The sequence below is a fragment of the Levilactobacillus angrenensis genome (genome assembly GCF_003946085.1).
Classification (GTDB): Bacteria; Bacillota; Bacilli; order Lactobacillales; family Lactobacillaceae; genus Levilactobacillus; species Levilactobacillus angrenensis.
Genome location: NZ_RHOB01000015.1, coordinates 41010 through 61934 on the forward strand (window position 1 = coordinate 41010; position 20925 = coordinate 61934).

A 20925-nucleotide genomic window follows, 5' to 3' on the forward strand; every position below is an offset into this window, starting at 1 on the left:
TATGCAACGTCATTCAGCCCCAAAGGCCACCCGTAATTGGTGGAAATGGGGGTTCATCGCGCTCGTGGCCGTCTTACTGGTCACGACCGTTACCGTCGGGGTCAAGGCCCTGATGCCCACGCAAGTGCCATCAACGGCGAAGGTGACGAAGAACACCACCAACATCGACGTGAGCTTGAATAAAAAGCAGGTCAACGCCTTGGCAGACTACTACGTCAATAAGTCGCTCCAGAACTCCGCGGTCAAGTACCGTTTCCAAGTCACGGACCACGCGTTGATCTCCGGTTCGACCAAAGTCTTGGGCGCTAACGTGAACTTCGTTTTACTCTTGAAGCCAACCGTGTTATCCTCAGGAGACGTGCAACTGAAAGCGGAGAAGTTATCCGTGGGGGCTTTACCCGTGCCAATCAGCTTTGTCATGGGCTACATCGCCAAGAACTATCCACTACCAAATTGGGTTGCGATGGACACCAAGCAAGAAACCATCACGCTCCATTTGACCGCCATCGGCAATGGTAAGAAGCTATCCTTTGCGGCCAAGAAAATCGATTTATCCGGTGCCGGGAAATTCGTCTTCCAGGCCCGCATTCCCAAGAATTAGGAGGCAACTAATGCCCAAAACGTTTTATCAATTTTTAATGACCCAACGCAATCCAGAAAGTTACGACCCGGTGGCAACTTTTGCCAACAACGCCTTTTTGGACAGCGCCTTCCCCAAGCAGGAAACGGACTTTGATCCGCTGTCCAAGTACCTGGAGGAAAATGCACCATACTTGCCATCAATGACGATTTTCGATGACGCGTGGCAATTGTATTTGGCCTCATTGGCTTAATGAGAACAGGAACTGTGGTGATTGTGCTGCGGTGCCTGTTTTTTTAATAAAATTGACTAAAGACATTATTATTACTAAAATTAAATTGAAGTATTAGTTTCGTTAACTTAAAATATAAGAGTATTAGTAGTTTTAATTAGTATAAGCTGTTAAGTCATACAGAAAGGTGTGATCCAGTGAATACCAATGAAGCCCCTGAATCTAAATGGACCATAAAAGGGGATATATTACCGGTGGCGAGTTGATTGGTCAACAAGTCATGCAAACTGGGGCAGCCAAGGGAACCGTCACAGGACCCGAGCGCCGGGTGACCTTAACTGAGCATCAAGTTCGGGAGCATCATTTAACCCATGAAGATGAAGTCCGCTATGATATGACGGAACCCAATAATCCAATTATTCTCTCACACAATCGGCCTGAAAATCCGCAGCCAAGCAAGTATCGGGATATTGAAGTACCCGTCAAATTACGCAATTACAAATTGTATGCGGATACGACCGTAACGGGTGAGCCGTTAATCAAAGTCTCCCCCTTTAAGAAATATGAAATTCCCGCGGCATACGCCCATGCCGTTGATGTCAATGTCGGTGATATCGTAACATTACGCTATAACACCATGGCGAGCGTCCCAAGTTTTCGCGTCGTATGGTTAGACTTTGGTCATCGGCGCTTAAAACGTTAGGAGTGAGCCATCACGTTACTTTGGGACAGTTCATAGCCGCAGGGGAGGCGGCCGTTAACCCGGCCGCCCATTTGGGGGTACCCCCCCCATACCCCATCTCCACCAAATGGCCAAACGCCTTGCGTTATGGCCCGCTTGGGGACCCAGCCCGTCCCCAAGTCCCAATTAATTCATGTAAAAGAAAAAAATTAAGCCCACGGGTAGGGAATATCAGGTAACCCGGGTCAAACGATAGGGAGTCTTTAAAATGATGAAAATGAATCGAATGTTTGTGGCCGCGATGATGGCCTTAACGATGATTGGTGGTACGGTTGCGCCAGTTGTGGAAGCTTCTGCGGCTAAAAAGACTGGCTATAGCCGAATTCAAAAATGGAATGTCAATCATGATAAATATCGGGTTAAGAATAAGAAAGGTAAAACTTATAAAATGACCGGTAAGGCTAAAAATATTAAGCTGAAGACTAATCACTATCTGAAGAATTATAAGAAGAACAAATGGGTCCGTAGTAAAATTACGCAAATCAAGCATAAGGGTAAGTGGATGGTCTATTACTACATGACACCAATTACCAAGAAGAAGCATGCCGGTGGTTGGGTTAAATTGACGGATATGAAGCCCGTTAACGCGCGTAAAGCTACTAAATATATTATGGCTGATTTTGATACATGGTATCGAACATTGACACAAAAGCAACGTAATTTATATCATGATTATGCTTTTGGTTCCGGTGCGCTTGATGGTGAGGGAGGTCCCTCATATACTTCAGCGGACTTTCTATAGACAGCTAATTTGATTAAATCGATATAAATATTTACGTTTAGCTTTTCATCTTGTCATTTTTCCATCGATTCATCCCTCACTAAAGCGTTATTGTCCTCTTTAGCGAGGACTCACGATTGGCCTACGCCAATCGCTACATATTGGGGGCAAAGTTTGTCCCCACACCCCTATTTACCCATGTTTCAGCCAGCCAAGTTAACTAGTGGTGCTGCGTTAGACAAAGTAGCTCCATGTACGGCTTAGACATGAATATGAAGTGGATAGGAGTTATACTTATCTAAACAATGAGACTGACTTCCTGATTAAATGCGATTATCGCTAATTAACCGGTTGAGACATGTCCATTAATCAAGATTATGATATTCATAGTTAGGCGAACTTAAAAGAACTATCATCAACCGATGCCTTTAGCATCTGGAATAGCTTATTTTCGCCGTCAAACGAAACGTTATTTAAAGAGACCTGTTTATGGGTCTTTTTTTATCATGTCATCAAGCTGAAAATCAAATGTCATAACAAGTCTAGGAGGCTATTTTAATGACCAAATTTTTAGTTGCTGACCCAATTTTCATCATGAGTAACGCTGATTGGAGCTATACCAATGAACTAAGTGACCAGCGTTGTGATGAGTCTTCTTTAGATTTCTACAAATAGCACAGAAATTATCTGGCGGTGAAGTTAACTTCCAGATTTTTTCGCATGCAAACCTTGCGTGATAATTAGGGTTACCTGTCCTTGAGCAGAATGGACACACAAGTGAAGGGGGGGAACAATGCTAATCCGCAACAATTTTTGCATTCTCTTGCTATACTTATAAAAAAATATTGTATGAGGTGTAAACATGAAGGTTGAATCTCTCATTTCAAAGCTCTTCAAGCTAAACGCAATCTTTACGACCAGTGAGGCTAAGAATGTTGGCATTTCTAAATACTATCTGAACAGGTTAGTGGAAGCTGGCGAGGTCGCTAGGTTTGGTACCGGACGTGCCGGAGTTCAATTATGGAGTAACGAGAACGTCTCTAATGATGACTTCCTGGCCATCCAGCTACGCTACCCTAAGGCGATTATTTCAGGGCAAACTGCTTTAACTTGGTGGCACCTTATCGATCGGCAATACACTTACTTAGACCTAACTGTCCCGCGCGGTTACAAGATTCCCAATGAGTTTAAGAATTACATTGTGACGATTCATCACGTCGATAGTCGGTATTATTCCATTGGTCTGACAAGTGTTCGGAACGAAGAGGATAGTGGATCACTCAATATCTATGATCCGGAACGTGCGCTAATAGACGCCTTCCGTTTCAAAACGATTACTGAGTTTGACCGTAACCAAGCCGTTAGAAATTATTTTCAAAGTGACTTTTGCAAGCCCTTGAAATTAAGTAGATACATCAATCAATTTCCTGGGCTTGCAGATTTGCAAAAAATAACAGAGGTGCTCAGCCATTAAAACGTGGAAAAGAATAAACGAACCCAAACTAAATCCAAGAAGAACATGGTAGAATAGGATTTGTCAGTTAATCGGCCACTCGTCATTCAAGGCGACTCGTGAACGCTATAGCCAGCGGTTTTGCCACAGGTTGTACTAGCCGAAAATAAGTTTACAAACTAAAATTATAATTTATAAATAGTAAAGAGGAGAAAAACACTATGAGCGTTATTCAATGGTTCCCAGGGCATATGGCCAAGGCCATTCGGCAGATGGAGGAAAATATCCATCTAGTCGACATTGTTTTTGAATTAGTCGATGCACGGATTCCCGCCGCATCCCGCAATCCCGAGGTCAAACGCATTGCTAAGGATAAGCCACATTTGATCATCATGACCAAAAAGGACTTGGCTGATCCGCAACAGACAGCCGCTTGGTTGACCTACTACCGGTCCCAACGCCAACCAGCCATCGCCATCGATTCGCGGGCGAACGTCACCCCCAAGCAAATTACCAAGATTGCCATGGGGATTTTAGCCGACAAGCTTGCGGCCGAAAAGGCTAAGGGCCTGAAAGAACGGCCAATGCGGGCCATGACGGTGGGAGTCCCCAACGTGGGGAAGTCTACCTTACTCAACCACTTGGTCCAACGTAAGGCGGCCCAGGTCGGCGATACGCCCGGGGTGACCAAGGGCCAACAATGGCTGCGTTCCAGCAAGCATTTGGAATTGCTCGACACCCCCGGTATCTTGTGGCCCAAGTTCAAGGACCAAGAGACGGCCCAAAAACTAGCGCTGACCGGTGCCATCAAGGAAAAACTCTACGCTAGTGATGACGTGGCGCTATTTGCCCTGAGCTTCTTTCGGCAATACCACCGCGATGCCTTGATTGACCGCTACCACCTGGCTGATGCCGACCTGGATTTAAGCGACGTGGACCTCTTGCTCAAAATCACCCAAAAAATCGGCATGCGTGACGACTACGAACGCGCCAGTGAACGGATCATTCTCGATGTGCGGCGCAAGAAGATGGGCGGTTTTACACTGGACCGGGCCCCAAAAGCTGAGGCGAGTGACCATGACTAAGGCGCCTAGTTTGGCCCAATTAAAGGTCGACCTAGCAGATGTGACCAGCCTCCAGGACCCCCGTTTAGCGTCTTTAGCCGCTGATTCGCGGAAAGGGGCCCAATTACTCCTGACCCAGATCAAACGTCGGCTAGCGAAGGCTAAGGCCGCAGAACAGGCCTTTCAACACCGGCTACACTACGAGCGGTCATTTTGGCAGCAGGGTAAACTGGTTGCCGGCATTGACGAAGTGGGCCGGGGACCTTTGGCTGGCCCGGTCGTCACCAGTGCGGTCATCTTACCCGAAAGCTTTGACATCCCCCTGGTCAATGACTCCAAGCAACTGACGCCCAAGGAACGTGAGCGCTTATACCCCTTGATTTTGGCCCAGGCGACCGCCGTTAGCATTGGCATCGGCAGTCCGCAACTGATCGACCAAATCAACATCTATCAAGCTACCCGCGTTGCCATGCAGCGGGCGGTCATGGGGCTCGGCGTTGCGCCAAATCAATTGATCGTCGACGCCATGCAGATTCCCGTCGACCTCCCGCAAACGCGGCTGATCAAGGGCGATGCCAAATCCGCCAGTGTGGCCGCCGCCAGTATCGTGGCCAAGGTCTACCGGGACCACTTGATGGCCACCTACGACCAGTTGTATCCCGGCTACGGCTTTGCCCAAAACGCGGGGTACGGGACGGCTGAACACCTGGCCGGCTTGGCTGACAGGGGCGTTACCCCGATTCACCGCAAAACTTTTTCACCCGTTCAAAAAATAATCAACGCTTAATCACGGAGTTGACCCTAAAAGGGCAAAGGAGGTTGCAGACTTGCAACTGACACTTCGTGATTTTTTCATGCGTTTACCACTACTCACCGGCATCGGTCTTCAGACCACCACGGCCTGCTGGCATTGGCTGGCACAGCACGCCGAGCTAACGGCCGTCACGCCACCTGTTTTGGACCAGCTCTGTACTGACATGGGTATTTCGGCTAACCGGGCAACCGCGTTACAGACCCAGCTGTTTTCAGACGCCGTGACCCAACGACTGGCCGTTAACTTAGCCCACAGTGGGTGTCTGACCATTGTCGACGCTGCTTATCCGCTAGCGTTGAAGGAAACCTATGCGCCGCCCGTGGCGTTATTTTTCCTCGGCGACCTGCGCTGGTTACAGCGACCCTTACTGGCAGTCGTGGGCTCACGGCACCCCAGCGCCTACGCTTTGCATGCTATGCGCTTGCTGCTGCCACGGGTGGTCCAGCACCAGATTGGCATCGTCTCGGGCTTAGCGCAAGGCGTCGATACCTTGGCCCATCAGGTAGCCTTGGCGCACCGGGGACCGACCATCGCTGTTATTGGGACGGGGCTGGATCACTGTTACCCGGCCGCTAATCGTGAGCTCATGGCTGAGCTGGCCCAGCATCATTTGGTCTTATCCGAATACCCCTGGGGGACCAGCGGGGCGCGGCATCATTTTCCCGAACGCAATCGCATCATCGCCGGGCTGACCACCAGTACCTTAGTGGTTGAGGCCGCTCATCATTCAGGGAGTCTGATTACCGCCAACATCGCCCTGCAAGAAAATCGTAATGTTTTAGCAATTCCGGGTCGCGTGGACAGTCCAAACTCGGTTGGTACCAACGAATTGATCCTCGCCGGCGCCAAACCGATCTTGCAGCCGGAACATATAATAGAAGAAGTTTTAGTTGACAAGCTGCCCTAAGTTGAAATAAGATGTGGGAGATTATAGTGAAAAGATTAGCGAACTGCTAGTTCGTTGTAAAAACCAAATCGACGGCGGCTAGAACCCCGGCACCTGGGGGCCTGGTCAGTCGTTATGTGAGGGAGTAATGTGAGTTGCCGACTAAAGCAAAAACCAAAGCGCCAGCTAAAAAGCGGCGTAAACCACAAAAAAAATTAGTGATCGTGGAATCACCAGCGAAGGCCAAAACGATTGAAAAATATTTGGGCCGGACCTACAAGGTGATGCCCAGTCTGGGGCACGTCCGCGATCTGCCGAAAAGTTCGATGGGGGTCGACACGGAAAATAATTACGATCCCCACTACATTTCCATCCGGGGTAAGGGTGACGTCATCAAGGGTCTGCGTTCAGAAGCCAAGAAGGCCAAAGCCGTCTATCTGGCATCTGACCCCGACCGTGAAGGGGAATCCATTGCCTGGCATTTGGCCCACGTTTTGAATTTAGACGTGACCGACAAGAACCGGGTCACGTTCAATGAAATTACCAAGGACGCTGTCAAAGAAGCCTTCAAGACCCCGCGGACCATTGACATGGATCTGGTCAACGCCCAACAAGCGCGGCGGATTTTGGACCGGTTGGTGGGGTATTCCATCTCACCTTTGCTCTGGAAAAAGGTCAAAAAAGGCCTCAGCGCGGGGCGGGTCCAATCCATCGCCTTGTCGTTGATCATTCAACGGGAAAAGGAGATCAAAGCCTTCATCCCCGAAGAATACTGGACCATCGATGCCGACTTCAAGAAGGCACGGCACACATTTAAGGCCAGCTTCTACGGTCTCAACGGCAAGAAGGCCGGCTTAAAGGACAACGCAGCCGTTCAAGACGTCTTGGCCAAACTGGACCGCAAAGGTGACTTTAACATCACCAACGTGGTTCGTAAAGAACGGAAGCGCTCGCCGCAACCGCCATTTACCACCAGTTCCATGCAACAAGACGCCAACCGGAAGCTTAATTTTCGGACGCGCAAGACCATGATGGCCGCCCAACAGCTCTATGAAGGGATCAACCTGGGCAAGGAAGGGACACAGGGGCTGATTACCTATATGCGGACCGACTCCACCCGGATCTCTAGTATTGCCAAGCATGAGGCCTCCACATTCTTGCACGAAAAGTACGGCGCGGAATACGCCGCGACTAAGCCCATCAAGGGCAAGCTGCCAGAAGGGGCGCAAGACGCCCACGAAGCCATCCGGCCAACCTCAGTGTTCCGGACGCCTGCCAGTCTAAAGGACCGGTTGAACCGCGATCAGTTCCGGTTATACCAATTGATCTGGAACCGGTTTGTGGCGAGTCAAATGACCAACGCAATCATGGACACCATGGCCGTTACCTTGGAACAAAACGGCGTGACGTTTAGAGCCAATGGGTCCAAGATGAAGTTCGATGGGTTCTTGAAGATTTACAACGACAGTAAAGAAAAGGATAATCTGTTGCCCGACTTAGAGATCGGTGACCAAGTTAACTTGACCAAGACCGATCCGGCCCAACACTTTACCCAGCCACCCGCACGGTATTCCGAAGCCAACCTGATCAAGGCGCTGGAAGAAAACGGTGTGGGGCGGCCATCGACTTACGCGCCAACGTTGGACACGATTCAACGCCGCTACTACGTCAAATTGGTCGGTCGGCGCTTTGAGCCAACGGAACTGGGCGAAATCGTCGATGGCATCATCAATGAATACTTCCCTGACGTGGTCAACGTCGACTTCACGGCCGATTTAGAGCACGAACTCGATGGTATCGAAGAAGGTAAGCAAGACTGGGTCAAGGTCATTGACACCTTCTACAAGCCATTTTCGACCGAGGTCGCCCACGCGGAAGACGCCATCGAAAAGATTCAGATTCGTGACGAACCCGCGGGCTTTGACTGTGACATCTGTGGTGCCCCAATGGTCATCAAGATGGGCCGTTATGGCAAGTTCTACGCCTGCTCACGGTTCCCAGATTGCCGCAACACCAAGCCAATCGTCAAGGAAATCGGCGTGACCTGCCCCGTTTGTCACAAGGGCGAGGTCATCGAACGTAAGTCCAAGAAGAACCGGATCTTCTACGGTTGTTCCCGCTACCCTGACTGTGATTTTGTCTCATGGGACAAGCCAGTCGGCCGGGATTGCCCGAAGGATGGTCACTACTTGGTTGCCAAGAAGATTCGCGGTGGCGTACAAATCGTCTGCCCGAATGGCGATTACGAAGAAGCCCCTCAAAAATAAAGGTGTTAACTCCCACAGGCTTGTTTGGTCATCACACGATGGCTGGACAAGCCTGTTTGTGTGCTGGCGGGGAGCTGGCGGCTACTGACAAATCCCGCGCAAAGCAACCGCTGCTTTCGGCTCGAAGCGAGTCTGCCAGCGTTCTGGCCGGGATTGTGCGTGGCAGGCGGCCAGCCAGGACAACGTTACCCGGCACAAGTCGCAGGATGTTTGATGAGTTAGTTGTGTTTTTTCGACCCGTTTGCTAGCATTAACACCAGGGACAAAGGAGGGATTCACGTGGACGCAGCGATTACAGCGTTTATGACGTATCTGAGCGGTGAACGGCAGTATTCTCCGGAGACGGTCAAGGCGTATCGTGAAGACCTCGAGGAGTTTACCCAGTTTCTGGCCGACAACGGGGGAACCAAAGCCTGGACGGCCATCGACCAGCTAGACGTGGAAGTCTATTTGAGCGAACTATATGACCGCCACTACGCGCGGACCACGATTGCTCGCAAGCTTTCCACGTTGCGCTCGTTGTACAGCTTTTTAATGACTAACGGCCAGGCCAAGGACGATCCCTTTGCCTACGTCCAGCTCAAGCACCACCAGAACCATTTGCCACGCTTCTTTTACGAGCGCGAAATGACCGCGCTGTTTGCGGCTGCGGCGGCCAATCCCAACGACCAACTGGCCACGCGGGACTCGGCCTTACTGGAGGTGTTGTACGGGACCGGCATTCGGGTCAGTGAGTGCGTGAACCTGACGCTGCCGGATATTGACTTTGACAACCGCATCATGCTGATTCACGGGAAGGGTAACAAGGAACGTTACGTGCCGTTTGGACATTACGCCAGCGATGCCTTGCAGCAGTATTTCACCGCTGCCAGGACACCGTTGCTGGCGAAATACCAGCTGACCCACGACTACGTTTTCGTCAATCATCGTGGTCAACAGCTCACGCCAGCGGGGGTGACTTACCTGTTGAATCAAATCATCAAGCGCAGCACGTTGACCACGGATATTCATCCCCACATGCTGCGGCATACCTTTGCCACGCACCTCTTGAATCACGGCGCCGACTTGCGGTCCGTTCAGGAACTCCTGGGCCACAGCAGTCTGTCGACCACCCAAATTTATACCCACGTGACCCGCGAACATCTGCAACGGGACTACCGTCAGTTTTTCCCGCGGGCAACCGAAGATGAAACCAACCAACATCCAACATCGTAAGGAGAATGATAGAATTATGCCAGTAAAATTTGAAGCCACGACCATCTGTGCGGTACGGCACAATGGCCACAATGCTATGGCCGGTGATGGCCAAGTGACCATGGGTGAAAAGGTCATCATGAAAGGGACCGCCCACAAGATTCGGCGGATCTACAATAACCAAGTCGTTGTCGGCTTTGCCGGTAGTGTGGCAGACGCCTTCAATTTGGAAGAAAAATTCGAAGCCCAACTCAATGAATACAGCGGTAACCTCCAACGAGCAGCCGTTGAACTGGCCAAGCAGTGGCGTTCCGACCAGGCTTTGCAAAAGTTGGAAGCCTTGTTGATCGTCATGGACAAGGACGAAATGCTGCTGGTCTCCGGGTCTGGTGAAGTGATTGCCCCCGACGATGACATCTTAGCCATCGGGTCAGGTGGGAACTTCGCCTTGGCCGCCGCAACGGCTCTGCACCACCATGCCAAGGACATGAGTGCTAAGGAAATCGCCGAAAGTGCCATCCACATTGCTGGGGGCATCGACATCTTTACCAACGAAAACGTCATTTCAGAAGAACTTTAATCGAACGGAGGAATCCTATGGACGCCATTAACAAAACGCCTAAAGAAATCGTCGGCTTGCTCGACCAATACGTGATTGGCCAAGACGACGCCAAGAAAGCCATCGCGATTGCCTTGCGCAACCGTTACCGCCGCATGCAACTAGATGCCGCGATGCAAGAAGAAATCTCACCGAAAAACATGTTGATGATTGGACCAACTGGGGTCGGGAAAACGGAAATTGCCCGTCGGCTCGCCAAAATCGTGCACGCGCCTTTCACCAAGGTCGAAGCCAGCAAGTTCACCGAAGTCGGGTATGTCGGCCGCGACGTTGAATCCATGGTCCGTGACCTGGTCGAAGTGTCCGTCAACATGGAAAAACAAGACCAATTTAAAAATGTTCGTAACGACGCCATCCAAGCAGCCAACAAGCGGTTAGTCAAGCTCCTGGCACCGGCGAAGAAAAAGGAAAACAAGAACACTAATGACTTCGCCAACATGATGAACATGTTTACCCAGATGCAAAACGGCCAAACGCCGACTGCGCCTGGCGATACCGAAGAAGTCACCGATGAGATTCGTAACGAACGGCTCTCCATCGCTGACCAACTGGACAAGGGCTTGTTAGAAAATCACATGGTCGAAATTGAAATGGATGACCCCCAACAAGCCAACGCCACGGACAACAACATGATGGGCCAAATGGGCATCGACTTGAACGATACCCTGGGGGCCATTATGCCGAAGAAGCGGATCAAGCGGACGGTCACGGTCACGGAAGCCCGTGAAATCCTGGTCGCCGAAGAATCCGAAAAGCTGGTCAACAACGCCGACATCAATCACGATGCCATCAAGCGTGCGGAAAACACGGGGATCATCTTCCTGGACGAAATTGATAAGATTGCCAAGGGCAGTAGCCAAAACAGCGGCGACGTTTCCCGTGAAGGGGTCCAACGCGACATCTTGCCAATCGTTGAAGGGACACAGGTTAAGACCAAGCACGGCTCGATCGACACGGACCACATCCTGTTCATCGCCGCTGGGGCCTTCGCCGAATCCAAGCCTAGCGACCTGATTGCTGAATTACAAGGCCGTTTCCCAATTCGGGTCGAATTAAATGACCTGAGTAAGGAAGACTTCGTGCGGATCTTAACGGAACCGAACAACGCCTTGATCAAGCAATACATCGCCTTGATTGGTACCGACAACGTCAAGGTGACCTTCACCATGGAAGCCATCGAACGCATCGCTGAACTGGCATTTGAACTGAACCACGAGAACCAAAACATTGGGGCCCGTCGCCTGCAAACGGTGCTGGAAAAGCTCCTGGAAGACCTGTTATACGAAGGACCAGACATGGGGTCCGGTGATGTGACGATCACTGAAAACTACGTCAATGATAAGATTGGTGATATCGTTCAAAACAAGGACTTATCACGCTACATCTTGTAAACGATTCGCGGGGCCGAGACGATTTGTCTTGGCCCTTTTTATGGATTTAGGGTATGATAGAAGAAATGGCCTAGACAGCTTGGCGGCTGTTTGACCCAGAATTTTCTGTAAAAGTTGGAGGCACGGCAAATGTTAACGTTAAAGAATGACTATCTCACGGTCCAAATCAATCCGTTGGGTGCGGAACTCAGCAGTGTAAAGGACAATGACAGCGGCATGGAGTACATGTGGCAGGCGGATAAGACCTATTGGGGCCGCCACGCGCCACTGTTATTTCCCATCGTTGGGCGCTTGCAGGATAACCAGTACCGGTTAAACGGCACGACGTATCACATGACCCAACACGGCTTTGCCCGGGACCGTGAATTCACGGTGGTGGACCAGGATGAGACTAGTGTGACCCTGCGACTGCAAGCTGATGACCAGACCAAGACGCTATTCCCAGCTGACTTCACTTTGACCGTGCACTACACGTTAAACGACCACCAGTTGCGCTTTGCGGCGACCGTTGACAATCCGGCTGCCACGCCGCTGACGTTCTCATTTGGTGCCCATCCGGGCTTCAACGTGCCTCTGGGCGACCCGACCGCTGATTTTAGCGATTACCAAGTCACCGTGTCGCCGAAGAAGGTCTACCAACGGGTCCCACTGGTCGGACCGTACAGTGACACCCAACACAGTGTGCCGATGGATCTCACGCAGCCCCTGCAGCTGGATCACGACCTATTCGACCACGATGCCAAGGTCTTGACCTTAGACAACCAGGAAACCACGCTGATGCTCAGTAGTGGCGTCAACGACCACGGGGTGGCCTTGACGCTCAGTGCGCCGTACGTCGGTATTTGGTCACCCTATCCCAAACGGGCACCGTTCGTGTGCTTCGAACCGTGGTGGGGACTCGCCGATGACGTGCAAGCAACGGGTGACTTGGAGACCAAGGTGGCCATTCACCAGTTAGCCGCCCACGACAGTTTCCAGGCTAGTTACCAGATCACTTACTTCTAAACCGTTCGCGTTTCCCGGAATGACAATCTTCTGTCTACTAAAATTAGTGAATCCAGGGCCTGTGTCAGCCAGGGAGTTCGACTGTTCTGGGGGACGCCTCCAGTCTGAGAAGCGGTCTGCCGGTTCGCCACGTTCCAACCCATATTCGGCTGACGGTAGGCGGCCAGTCCTTACTAGGATGCTATAAACGACTAATTTTTACGCTATCAGTCGCGTGGTGACAGTGCTTCTAGCTGATATTTATCTTTCAACCTTCAGTCTTTAATCTTTCGTAAAAAAGGGCTCCCAACGACAATATGTCATTGAGAGCCCTCGGTGTCTCTATCTTTAAAAATAAGTGCTATTTCTGAGCCTGCCGCCGCTTGTAGCCGTGGCCGAACGGGACCATTGATTCCGTTCCTTGACGAATCCGTTGGATATTACTGCGGTGCCGGTAAAATACGAAGATGGTCAAGACCAGCGCGATACCGGTCAGGTACCAATCCTGAAACGCTAGCGAGATCAGCGTGATCAGGCTAAACGCAATCATGCTGGCCAAGCTGACCATGCTGGTCCAATAGATCAAACTGACCCACAAACCAGCAGCGATGACGAACATCAAGGGGTTGTAAGCCAGTAGCATCCCCGCTGAGGTGGCCACGGCCTTACCGCCTTTGAAGTGGTCGAAGATCGACACCGTGTGCCCCAGAATCGCAAACAACCCGAATAACAGGGGCGTGGCGGTCCCGAGGATCGTGGTGACGTGAAACAGGGTGGGTAGGAGTGTGGCGACCGAGCCCTTGGCAATGTCTAAAACCATGACGGCCGTTCCCGCATAAGGCCCCAACACCCGGTAGGTATTGGTCGTACCAATGTTGCCGGACCCCGATTGGCGAATATCCGTCTGGAAGAAGGCCTTACCGACCCAGACACCGTTGGGAATGGCCCCTAAAAGGTACGCCACGATGAGTAAACCAAATAATTTCACAAGTTATTCCTCCGCTCTTTCTCGCAGCGGGAGCCACCAAACCGGCGCTCACCGCAGATAAGCTGGTCTATATTTTAGCATGTTTTCACGAGAACGCCAATTATCTAGAGAATTCTAGCCAGGTTTTGGCTTCCTGTGGTATGATTATGAAGTTACTGGATACCTAGTCTAAGCGGATTTGACAGTTTATTTGAACATATGTTCGCTTTGCGGTAAAATAAAGGTATTCTGCACGTACACATTTTTGTTAAAAATCGTAAAAGTAAAGGGGATTTACGCATGGCGAAAGCAAAACCAAAATATGACGATTCCTCCATCCAAGTGTTGGAGGGGTTGGAAGCTGTTCGTAAACGTCCTGGTATGTATATCGGGTCAACCGATGGCCGTGGCTTGCACCACTTGGTCTACGAAATCGTGGACAACGCCGTCGATGAAGCATTGGCCGGCTATGGTAAGGAAATCAACGTTACCATCCACCAGGACAACAGCATTACCGTTGTCGATCACGGTCGGGGTATGCCGGTGGGTATGCACGCGTCCGGGATTCCCACGCCAGAAGTTATCTTAACGGTGCTCCATGCCGGGGGTAAATTTGGTCAGGGCGGCTACAAGACGTCTGGTGGGCTGCACGGGGTCGGGGCATCCGTGGTCAATGCCTTGTCGAGTGCGTTGACGGTCACCATCGTTCGTGATGGCGTCCGCTACCAAGAAAAATTCGTCAAAGGGGGCCATCCGCAAGGCACGCTCAAGAAATTGGGCAATACCCGGGCCCACAACGGCACGACTATCAGTTTCAAGCCTGACAGTACCATCTTCACGACCACGGTCTATAACTTCGGCACCTTAGCCGAACGCCTCCGTGAATCCGCCTTCCTGTTAAAGGGCGTGAAAATCACGCTGACGGACGAACGTGAAGGCCAAGAACGCGCCGAAGAGTACCATTTTGAAGACGGTATCAAGGAATTTGTGGGCTACTTGAACGAAGACAAGGATACCTTAGGCGACGTCATGTATTTTGACGGCAAGAAGGACGGTATCGAAGTCGAGGTCGCCGCACAATACAACGACGGCTACACGGAAAACCTCCTGTCGTTCGTCAACAACGTCCGTACCAAAGACGGTGGGACGCACGAAGTTGGTATGCGCAGTGGCTGGACCAAGGCGTTTAACGAATATGCGCGCAAGGTCGGCCTCTTGAAGGAACGCGACAAGAACCTGGAAGGCACCGACGTCCGTGAAGGGCTGTCTGCCGTCATTTCACTACGGGTTCCCGAAAACTTGCTGCAATTCGAAGGCCAGACCAAGGAAAAATTGGGCACACCAGAAGCCCGGACTATCGTGGACAATATCATCAGCGAACAGCTGGGCTACTACCTGATGGAAAACGGGGACTTCGGGAAGATGTTGATTAAGAAGTCGACCCAAGCCCGTTCCGCCAGAGAAGCCGCTCGTAAGGCCCGTGATGAGAGCCGTAACGGCAAACGGCACAAGAAGCATGAACGCCTGTTATCTGGGAAATTGACCCCGGCGCAATCCAAAAATTCGGCCAAAAACGAGTTGTTCTTAGTCGAAGGGGATTCCGCCGGTGGGTCCGCTAAACAAGGCCGCAACCGGAAATTCCAGGCCATCCTGCCACTCCGGGGGAAGGTTTTGAACACCGAGAAGGCGAAGTTGCCGGACATTATGAAGAACGAAGAAATCAGCACCATGATCTACACGATTGGGGCGGGCGTTGGCGCCGAATTTAATATCGAAGATGCCAACTATGACAAGATCATTATCATGACCGATGCCGATGATGATGGGGCCCACATCCAAATTCTCCTGCTGACCTTCTTCTACAAGTACATGCGCCCGATGATCGATGCCGGCAGAGTCTACATTGCCCTGCCACCACTGTATCAGATCAAGACGACCGGTAAAAAGGCCACGACCGATTACGCCTGGACCAACGACGAACTCAGTCGCAAGACCAAGCAGATTCCGAACCGCGGCTATCATTTACAACGGTTCAAGGGGTTGGGGGAAATGGACGCGGAACAACTCTGGGCCACGACCATGGATCCCGATAACCGGACGCTGATCAGAGTTCAAATCGACGATGCCGCCCTGGCCGAACGGCGGGTAACGACGTTGATGGGCGATAAGGTCGAACCACGCCGGAAATGGATCGAAAACAACGTGCAATTTACGCTCGAAGACGACGATACCAGCCTATTAGAAAACGAAAAAGCTTCCGAGTCCCACGACTAGGAGACTGGCGAAAGGAGTAAACATTTGTGAGTGAAGGACAAAAGATTCAAGAGCTGACTTTGGAAGAAGTCATGGGCGACCGGTTTGGCCGCTACTCCAAGTCAATCATCCAAGAACGGGCCTTGCCCGACATCCGCGACGGCTTAAAACCCGTACAACGCCGCATCCTGTTCTCAATGAACAAGGACGGCAACACCTACGACAAAGGCTTCCGGAAATCCGCCAAGTCAGTCGGTAACGTCATGGGGAACTTTCACCCCCACGGCGATAGCTCCATTTATGAAGCCTTGACCCGGATGAGTCAGGACTGGAAGGTCCGCGAACCCCTGGTAGAAATGCACGGGAACAACGGGTCAATGGATGGCGACCCGGCCGCAGCCATGCGGTACACGGAAGCCCGATTAAGCAAATTAGCGGGGGAAATGCTCCGGGACATCGACAAAGACACGGTCGACATGGTGCTCAACTTTGATGACACCGAGTATGAACCGACCGTCTTGCCGGCCCGCATCCCTAACTTGCTGGTCAACGGGGCCACTGGGATCTCCGCTGGTTATGCCACGGAGATTCCGCCGCACAACTTAGGCGAAGTGGTCGACGCGTTGGTCTACTTGCTTAGCCACCCCAAGGCTACCCTGGAGGACTTGATGGGCTTTGTGCAAGGCCCTGACTTTCCCACCGGCGGTATCATTCAGGGGAAAGACGGTATCGTCAAGGCTTACCAAACGGGCCGTGGTCGCGTGGTCGTGCGGTCCAAGACGGCCATCGAACCACTGCGAGGCAACAAGAGCCAAATCACGGTCACAGAAATTCCGTACGAAGTCAACAAGGCCCAACTGGTCAAAAAGATCGATGAGATTCGGCTGACTAAGAAGGTCGAGGGGCTGGCGGAAGTCCGGGACGAGACCGACCGTGACGGGTTGCGTATCGCTATCGAACTGAAACGCGATGCCGACGCCCAAGGGGTCTTGAACTACTTATTCAAGAACACCGAATTACAAATCACTTATAACTTCAACATGGTGGCCATCAACCACATGCGTCCAGAGCACGTGGGCTTGAAGACCATTCTCAGTGCCTACCTGGAACATCAACGCGACGTCATCACCCGCCGGACGAAATACAACCTGCAAAAGGCGTTAGACCGGCAACACATCGTCGTGGGATTGATCAAGGCCCTGTCCATCTTGGATCAAGTCATCCAAACGATTCGGGCCAGCCAAAACCGGCGGGACGCGCGAGATAACCTGGTCAAGACCTATGACTTTTCCGAAAAGCAGGCCGACGCCATCGTGGCCTTACAACTATACCGGCTGACCAACACCGACGTGACCCAACTGGAAGCCGAATCGGCTAAGTTATCCGCCGACATTGCGGAATACCATAAGATTTTGGAAGAACCTAAGACGTTGAACGCGGTCTTACGTAAGGAATTAAAGGCCGTAGCCAAGGATTACCGGAACCCACGGCGGACTGAGATTCAAGACCAAATCGAGGACTTGAAGATCAAGACGACCGTGACTGTCGCTGACGAAGACGTCGTCGTTTTAGTCAGTCATGACGGTTACCTCAAGCGTTCTGGTGTGCGCTCTTATACGGCGTCTGATCCCGACGACAACGGTCTGAAGGATGAGGATTACCCGATCTTCATGGAAAAGCTGAGCACGTTGGACCACCTGATGATGTTTACCAGTAAAGGGAACCTCATTTACCGGCCCGTCCACGAAATCAGTGACGTGAAGTGGAAAGAGACTGGGGAGCACATTTCGCAAACCATCGGGCTCGCCCCGGATGAAGAAATCGTGGCCACCTATGCCTTTAAGACCCTTAAGGAACCTGGACGCTTCTTGATTGCGACCAGTGACGGCTACATCAAGCAGACGGCCTTTGCCGACCTGACACCGGGCCGGACTTACAAGAGTCGCGCGGCGACCTATGAGAAGCTGAAGAACCCGACTGCCCACGTGGTCGCGGTCCGTTACCTGACTGAGCCAATCGAACAAGGCATCCTGCTGGTCTCCAAGAACGGTTATGCCTTGCGTTACCCGGTTGATGAAGTTTCTATCAACGGGGCACGGACGACTGGGGTGCGGTCCATGGACCTGCGTGACGATGATGAAGTCGTCAATTTGGCCCTGGTCACCGATAGCGACACCATTGCCTTGATCACCCAACGCGGGGCCTTCAAGCGTCTGGCGATGAAGGAATTATCCGTGACTAGTCGGGCACGGCGGGGCGTCATCGTCTTGCGCGAGTTGAAACGTGATCCGCACCGCATCGTTGACTTCCTGACGATTCCGGCGGGCAATCCCGCCCTGGAAATCATCACCAGTCGTGAGCGGACCCATGACGTGATGCCAACGGAGCACCCGCTGAGTGGGCGTTACTCCAACGGGTCGTTCGTGGTCGACACGGATGCCGAGGGTCAACCCGTCCAGTTGCGGGTCAAACCAACCGAGCTGGTTCTCGACTGATCAGGAATTTGTGAGGAGAAATCGTTGCGCTTTTACCGTAAACAGCCTATTATATAGATTAATAGTAACCATTAGGTAGACCTGGTATTTTTTGTGCACTAGGCCAATCATAAGGAGAAAAAACGGATGAAGACGAAACAGGAAAGTATCTTTTCTTCCAAAACCCTGACGTATTTCTTACAACTAGCGGAAACCATGAATTACACGCAAGCCGCCCAGATCCTGGGCATCACCCAACCAGCCTTGACGCAACAGATCAAGAAGCTGGAACGGACGGTGGGCGCGCCGCTATTTTATTCAGTGGGGAAGAAATTGCGGTTGTCCGATGCAGGCTACACGATGCTCGACGCCACCCACAAGATCTACGGTATTTTGAATACGGCGACAGACGAGATCCAGCAGTCGACCAGCGCGACACAAGGTGAGATCAATATTGGTCTGCTGGCTTCGATGGAAGATGCGGTCTTTGAGGACTTTGCCATTCTGTCTTACCAGAACAACCCTGAACTCAAGATTTCCTTTCACATGTTAACGCGTAAGGAAATTTGGGAACGCCTGGAAAACAATAAGATTGATTTGGCGATCATGTATCTGCCAGATGATTCCATCAAGAACTGGAAGCCCTACGAATCCAAGAAGATCATTTCGGATGATCTGTTGTTCATCCACCACGATGAACAACTAGCTAAGAAGCGCCGCATCAAGTTCAAGGACACGACGGCGGGCGTTTGGGCCATGTACCCTGATGGTTATTACCTGAATCAAACGCTGCATGAAGCCTACAAGAACCAATTGGCTGATTTTCCCAAGAGTGTCGCAAACTTCACGACGCCGACGCAGCTCTTGCATTTTTCCATGCAGACGCAGGCCTCGACAGCGCTGCCAAATTCCTTTATGATAGGACAGGATGACCTACCAAATACCTGGACGGCTCATTTCGATCCGAATATTCGGTTTGACTTGGCATTCGTCTTCCGCAAGGGCAAGGCAGAGATTCCGCGGATCAGTCACTTCCTGGCGCAATTCGACCGTTACCTGCATACCGACGATTACATTTCTCGGCTCAAACAACTACGGAACCAATAAACTTAAAATTATTTGTTAAAGGAGTTCTATACACATGAGTAAAGCATTAATCTTTGGTCACCAAAATCCGGACACGGACGCTATCGTTGCCGCAAAGGCTTACGCTTATTTCCAAACGCAAAAGGGCTTTGACGTTGAAGCCGTTGCCTTGGGCGAACCTAATATGGAAACCAACTACGTTTTAAACCATTTCGACGAACCTGCACCACGGGTCGTTAAGACGGTGGCCAACGAAGTCGATACGGTCATGTTAGTCGACCACAACGAATCGCAACAAAGTGTCGCTGACTTGGATAAGGTCACGGTCAGCCACGTGGTTGATCACCACCGTATCGCCAACTTCCAAACCGACTTGCCATTATACTACCGTGCTGAACCAGTTGGTTGCACGAGCACGATCTTAACGGAAATGTTTGATGAAGAAAAGATTGAGATCCCTGCTAAGTTAGCTGGATTGATGCTTTCTGCCATCATCTCCGACACGTTATTACTGCAAAGCCCAACCACGACCGACGCTGACCGCGAAGCCGTTCGGGCCTTGGCAGAAATCGCTGACGTTGACGTTCAAAGCTACGGTATTGCTATGTTAAAGGCCGGGACTAACCTGTCTGCCAAGAGCGACAAGGAATTGATTGACGGCGATGCCAAGTCCTTTGATATGGCTGGCAAGAGTGTTCGGATCGGCCAAATCAACACGGTTGACTTGAACGAAGTCTTGGACCGTCAAGCTGGTTTGGAAAAGGAAATGCAAGCTGAAATCGCCGCTGACGGTTACGACTTGTTCATTACCTTAGCCACCAACGTCTTGAACAGCGACTCTGAGCTCATCGTTGCTGGTGAACCAAAGAGCGTTGTCGAAAAGGCCTTCAACACCAAACTGGCTGACAACCGTGCTAGCTTACCTGGCGTTGTTTCCCGGAAGAAGCAAGTGGTGCCACCATTGACCGCTGCTTTCGAGGCTTAATTAGCTAAATTTACGATATTAAACGTCCAACGACCATTTTTTTCGGTTGGTTGGACGTTTTTTAGGTTCTAAAATATCTGTTGTTGGTAATCAACTTAATTGGTTACTGGCAGCGGATATTTTTGTATACTGTATAGAGTAAAAATGGGTACAAAAAAGGGATATAGTCGCAGATCTATGTCCATCCACTACCACATTTCAAGAGAAAGAAAG

Annotated in this window: 18 protein-coding genes; 17 read left to right on the top strand and 1 reads right to left on the bottom strand. The window is 51.2% G+C overall.

Annotation, left to right across the window (positions count from 1 at the left end):
* Position 1: 1 nt before the first annotated feature.
* The 13 genes from EKM83_RS09580 to EKM83_RS09640 all read left to right on the top strand — a co-directional run bounded on the left by EKM83_RS09580 (position 2) and on the right by EKM83_RS09640 (position 12968).
* The gene (locus tag EKM83_RS09580) at positions 2 to 601 is read left to right on the top strand and encodes a YpmS family protein (protein WP_125576849.1); all 600 of its coding nucleotides are present in this window, start codon (positions 2 to 4) and stop codon (positions 599 to 601) included.
* A gap of 10 nt (positions 602 to 611) precedes the next feature.
* Positions 612 to 833: a YozE family protein gene (locus tag EKM83_RS09585; protein WP_125576851.1), complete on the top strand. Its 222-nt coding sequence runs from the start codon at positions 612 to 614 to the stop codon at positions 831 to 833.
* 205 nt (positions 834 to 1038) lie between these two features.
* Positions 1039 to 1515: a hypothetical protein gene (locus EKM83_RS09590; RefSeq protein WP_125576853.1), complete on the top strand. Its 477-nt coding sequence runs from the start codon at positions 1039 to 1041 to the stop codon at positions 1513 to 1515.
* Between the two features lie 247 nt (positions 1516 to 1762).
* Positions 1763 to 2296, top strand: coding sequence for a hypothetical protein (locus tag EKM83_RS09595; RefSeq protein ID WP_125576855.1), 534 nt, complete (start codon positions 1763 to 1765; stop codon positions 2294 to 2296).
* A gap of 841 nt (positions 2297 to 3137) precedes the next feature.
* Positions 3138 to 3749: a type IV toxin-antitoxin system AbiEi family antitoxin domain-containing protein gene (locus EKM83_RS13465; protein WP_225418651.1), complete on the top strand. Its 612-nt coding sequence runs from the start codon at positions 3138 to 3140 to the stop codon at positions 3747 to 3749.
* 200 nt (positions 3750 to 3949) lie between these two features.
* Positions 3950 to 4813, top strand: a complete 864-nt coding sequence (gene ylqF / locus EKM83_RS09605; protein WP_125576857.1) for a ribosome biogenesis GTPase YlqF — start codon at positions 3950 to 3952, stop codon at positions 4811 to 4813.
* Entirely contained in the window at positions 4806 to 5579 is a 774-nt protein-coding gene (locus EKM83_RS09610) for a ribonuclease HII (protein WP_125576885.1), read from the top strand. The genes ylqF and EKM83_RS09610 overlap by 8 nt, the downstream gene beginning before the upstream one ends.
* Positions 5580 to 5619: 40 nt before the next feature.
* Positions 5620 to 6513 carry a DNA-processing protein DprA gene (dprA, locus tag EKM83_RS09615; protein ID WP_125576859.1) on the top strand — a complete coding sequence of 298 codons (894 nt, stop codon included), beginning with the start codon at positions 5620 to 5622 and terminating at the stop codon, positions 6511 to 6513.
* A 134-nt stretch (positions 6514 to 6647) separates the two neighbouring features.
* Complete coding sequence (gene topA, locus EKM83_RS09620) at positions 6648 to 8759, top strand: type I DNA topoisomerase (protein ID WP_125576861.1); 2112 nt, start codon at positions 6648 to 6650, stop codon at positions 8757 to 8759.
* 279 nt (positions 8760 to 9038) lie between these two features.
* Positions 9039 to 9974, top strand: coding sequence for a tyrosine recombinase XerC (gene xerC, locus EKM83_RS09625; protein WP_125576863.1), 936 nt, complete (start codon positions 9039 to 9041; stop codon positions 9972 to 9974).
* Positions 9975 to 9990: 16 nt separating this feature from the next.
* Positions 9991 to 10533, top strand: coding sequence for an HslVU peptidase proteolytic subunit (gene hslV, locus EKM83_RS09630; protein WP_125576865.1), 543 nt, complete (start codon positions 9991 to 9993; stop codon positions 10531 to 10533).
* Between the two features lie 17 nt (positions 10534 to 10550).
* Positions 10551 to 11963 carry an ATP-dependent protease ATPase subunit HslU gene (gene hslU, locus EKM83_RS09635; protein WP_125576867.1) on the top strand — a complete coding sequence of 471 codons (1413 nt, stop codon included), beginning with the start codon at positions 10551 to 10553 and terminating at the stop codon, positions 11961 to 11963.
* A 129-nt stretch (positions 11964 to 12092) separates the two neighbouring features.
* Positions 12093 to 12968: an aldose 1-epimerase family protein gene (locus EKM83_RS09640; RefSeq protein WP_125576869.1), complete on the top strand. Its 876-nt coding sequence runs from the start codon at positions 12093 to 12095 to the stop codon at positions 12966 to 12968.
* 340 nt (positions 12969 to 13308) lie between these two features.
* Here EKM83_RS09640 and plsY read toward each other — a convergent pair whose 3' ends face one another.
* A complete protein-coding gene (gene plsY, locus EKM83_RS09645) occupies positions 13309 to 13935 on the bottom strand; it encodes a glycerol-3-phosphate 1-O-acyltransferase PlsY (protein WP_125576871.1) in 627 nt (208 codons plus the stop codon).
* Positions 13936 to 14214: 279 nt separating this feature from the next.
* Between plsY and parE the strand changes: the two genes are divergently transcribed.
* The 4 genes from parE (at position 14215) to EKM83_RS09665 (ending at position 20712) form a co-directional block, all read left to right on the top strand.
* Complete coding sequence (gene parE / locus EKM83_RS09650; protein ID WP_125576873.1) at positions 14215 to 16188, top strand: DNA topoisomerase IV subunit B; 1974 nt, start codon at positions 14215 to 14217, stop codon at positions 16186 to 16188.
* Between the two features lie 71 nt (positions 16189 to 16259).
* On the top strand, positions 16260 to 18662 hold the full coding sequence (gene parC, locus EKM83_RS09655) for a DNA topoisomerase IV subunit A (protein WP_382337212.1): 2403 nt from the start codon (positions 16260 to 16262) through the stop codon (positions 18660 to 18662).
* Between the two features lie 126 nt (positions 18663 to 18788).
* On the top strand, positions 18789 to 19748 hold the full coding sequence (locus EKM83_RS09660) for a LysR family transcriptional regulator (protein WP_125576877.1): 960 nt from the start codon (positions 18789 to 18791) through the stop codon (positions 19746 to 19748).
* Positions 19749 to 19782: 34 nt separating this feature from the next.
* On the top strand, positions 19783 to 20712 hold the full coding sequence (locus EKM83_RS09665; protein ID WP_125576879.1) for a manganese-dependent inorganic pyrophosphatase: 930 nt from the start codon (positions 19783 to 19785) through the stop codon (positions 20710 to 20712).
* The last annotated feature ends 213 nt before the right edge of the window (positions 20713 to 20925 follow it).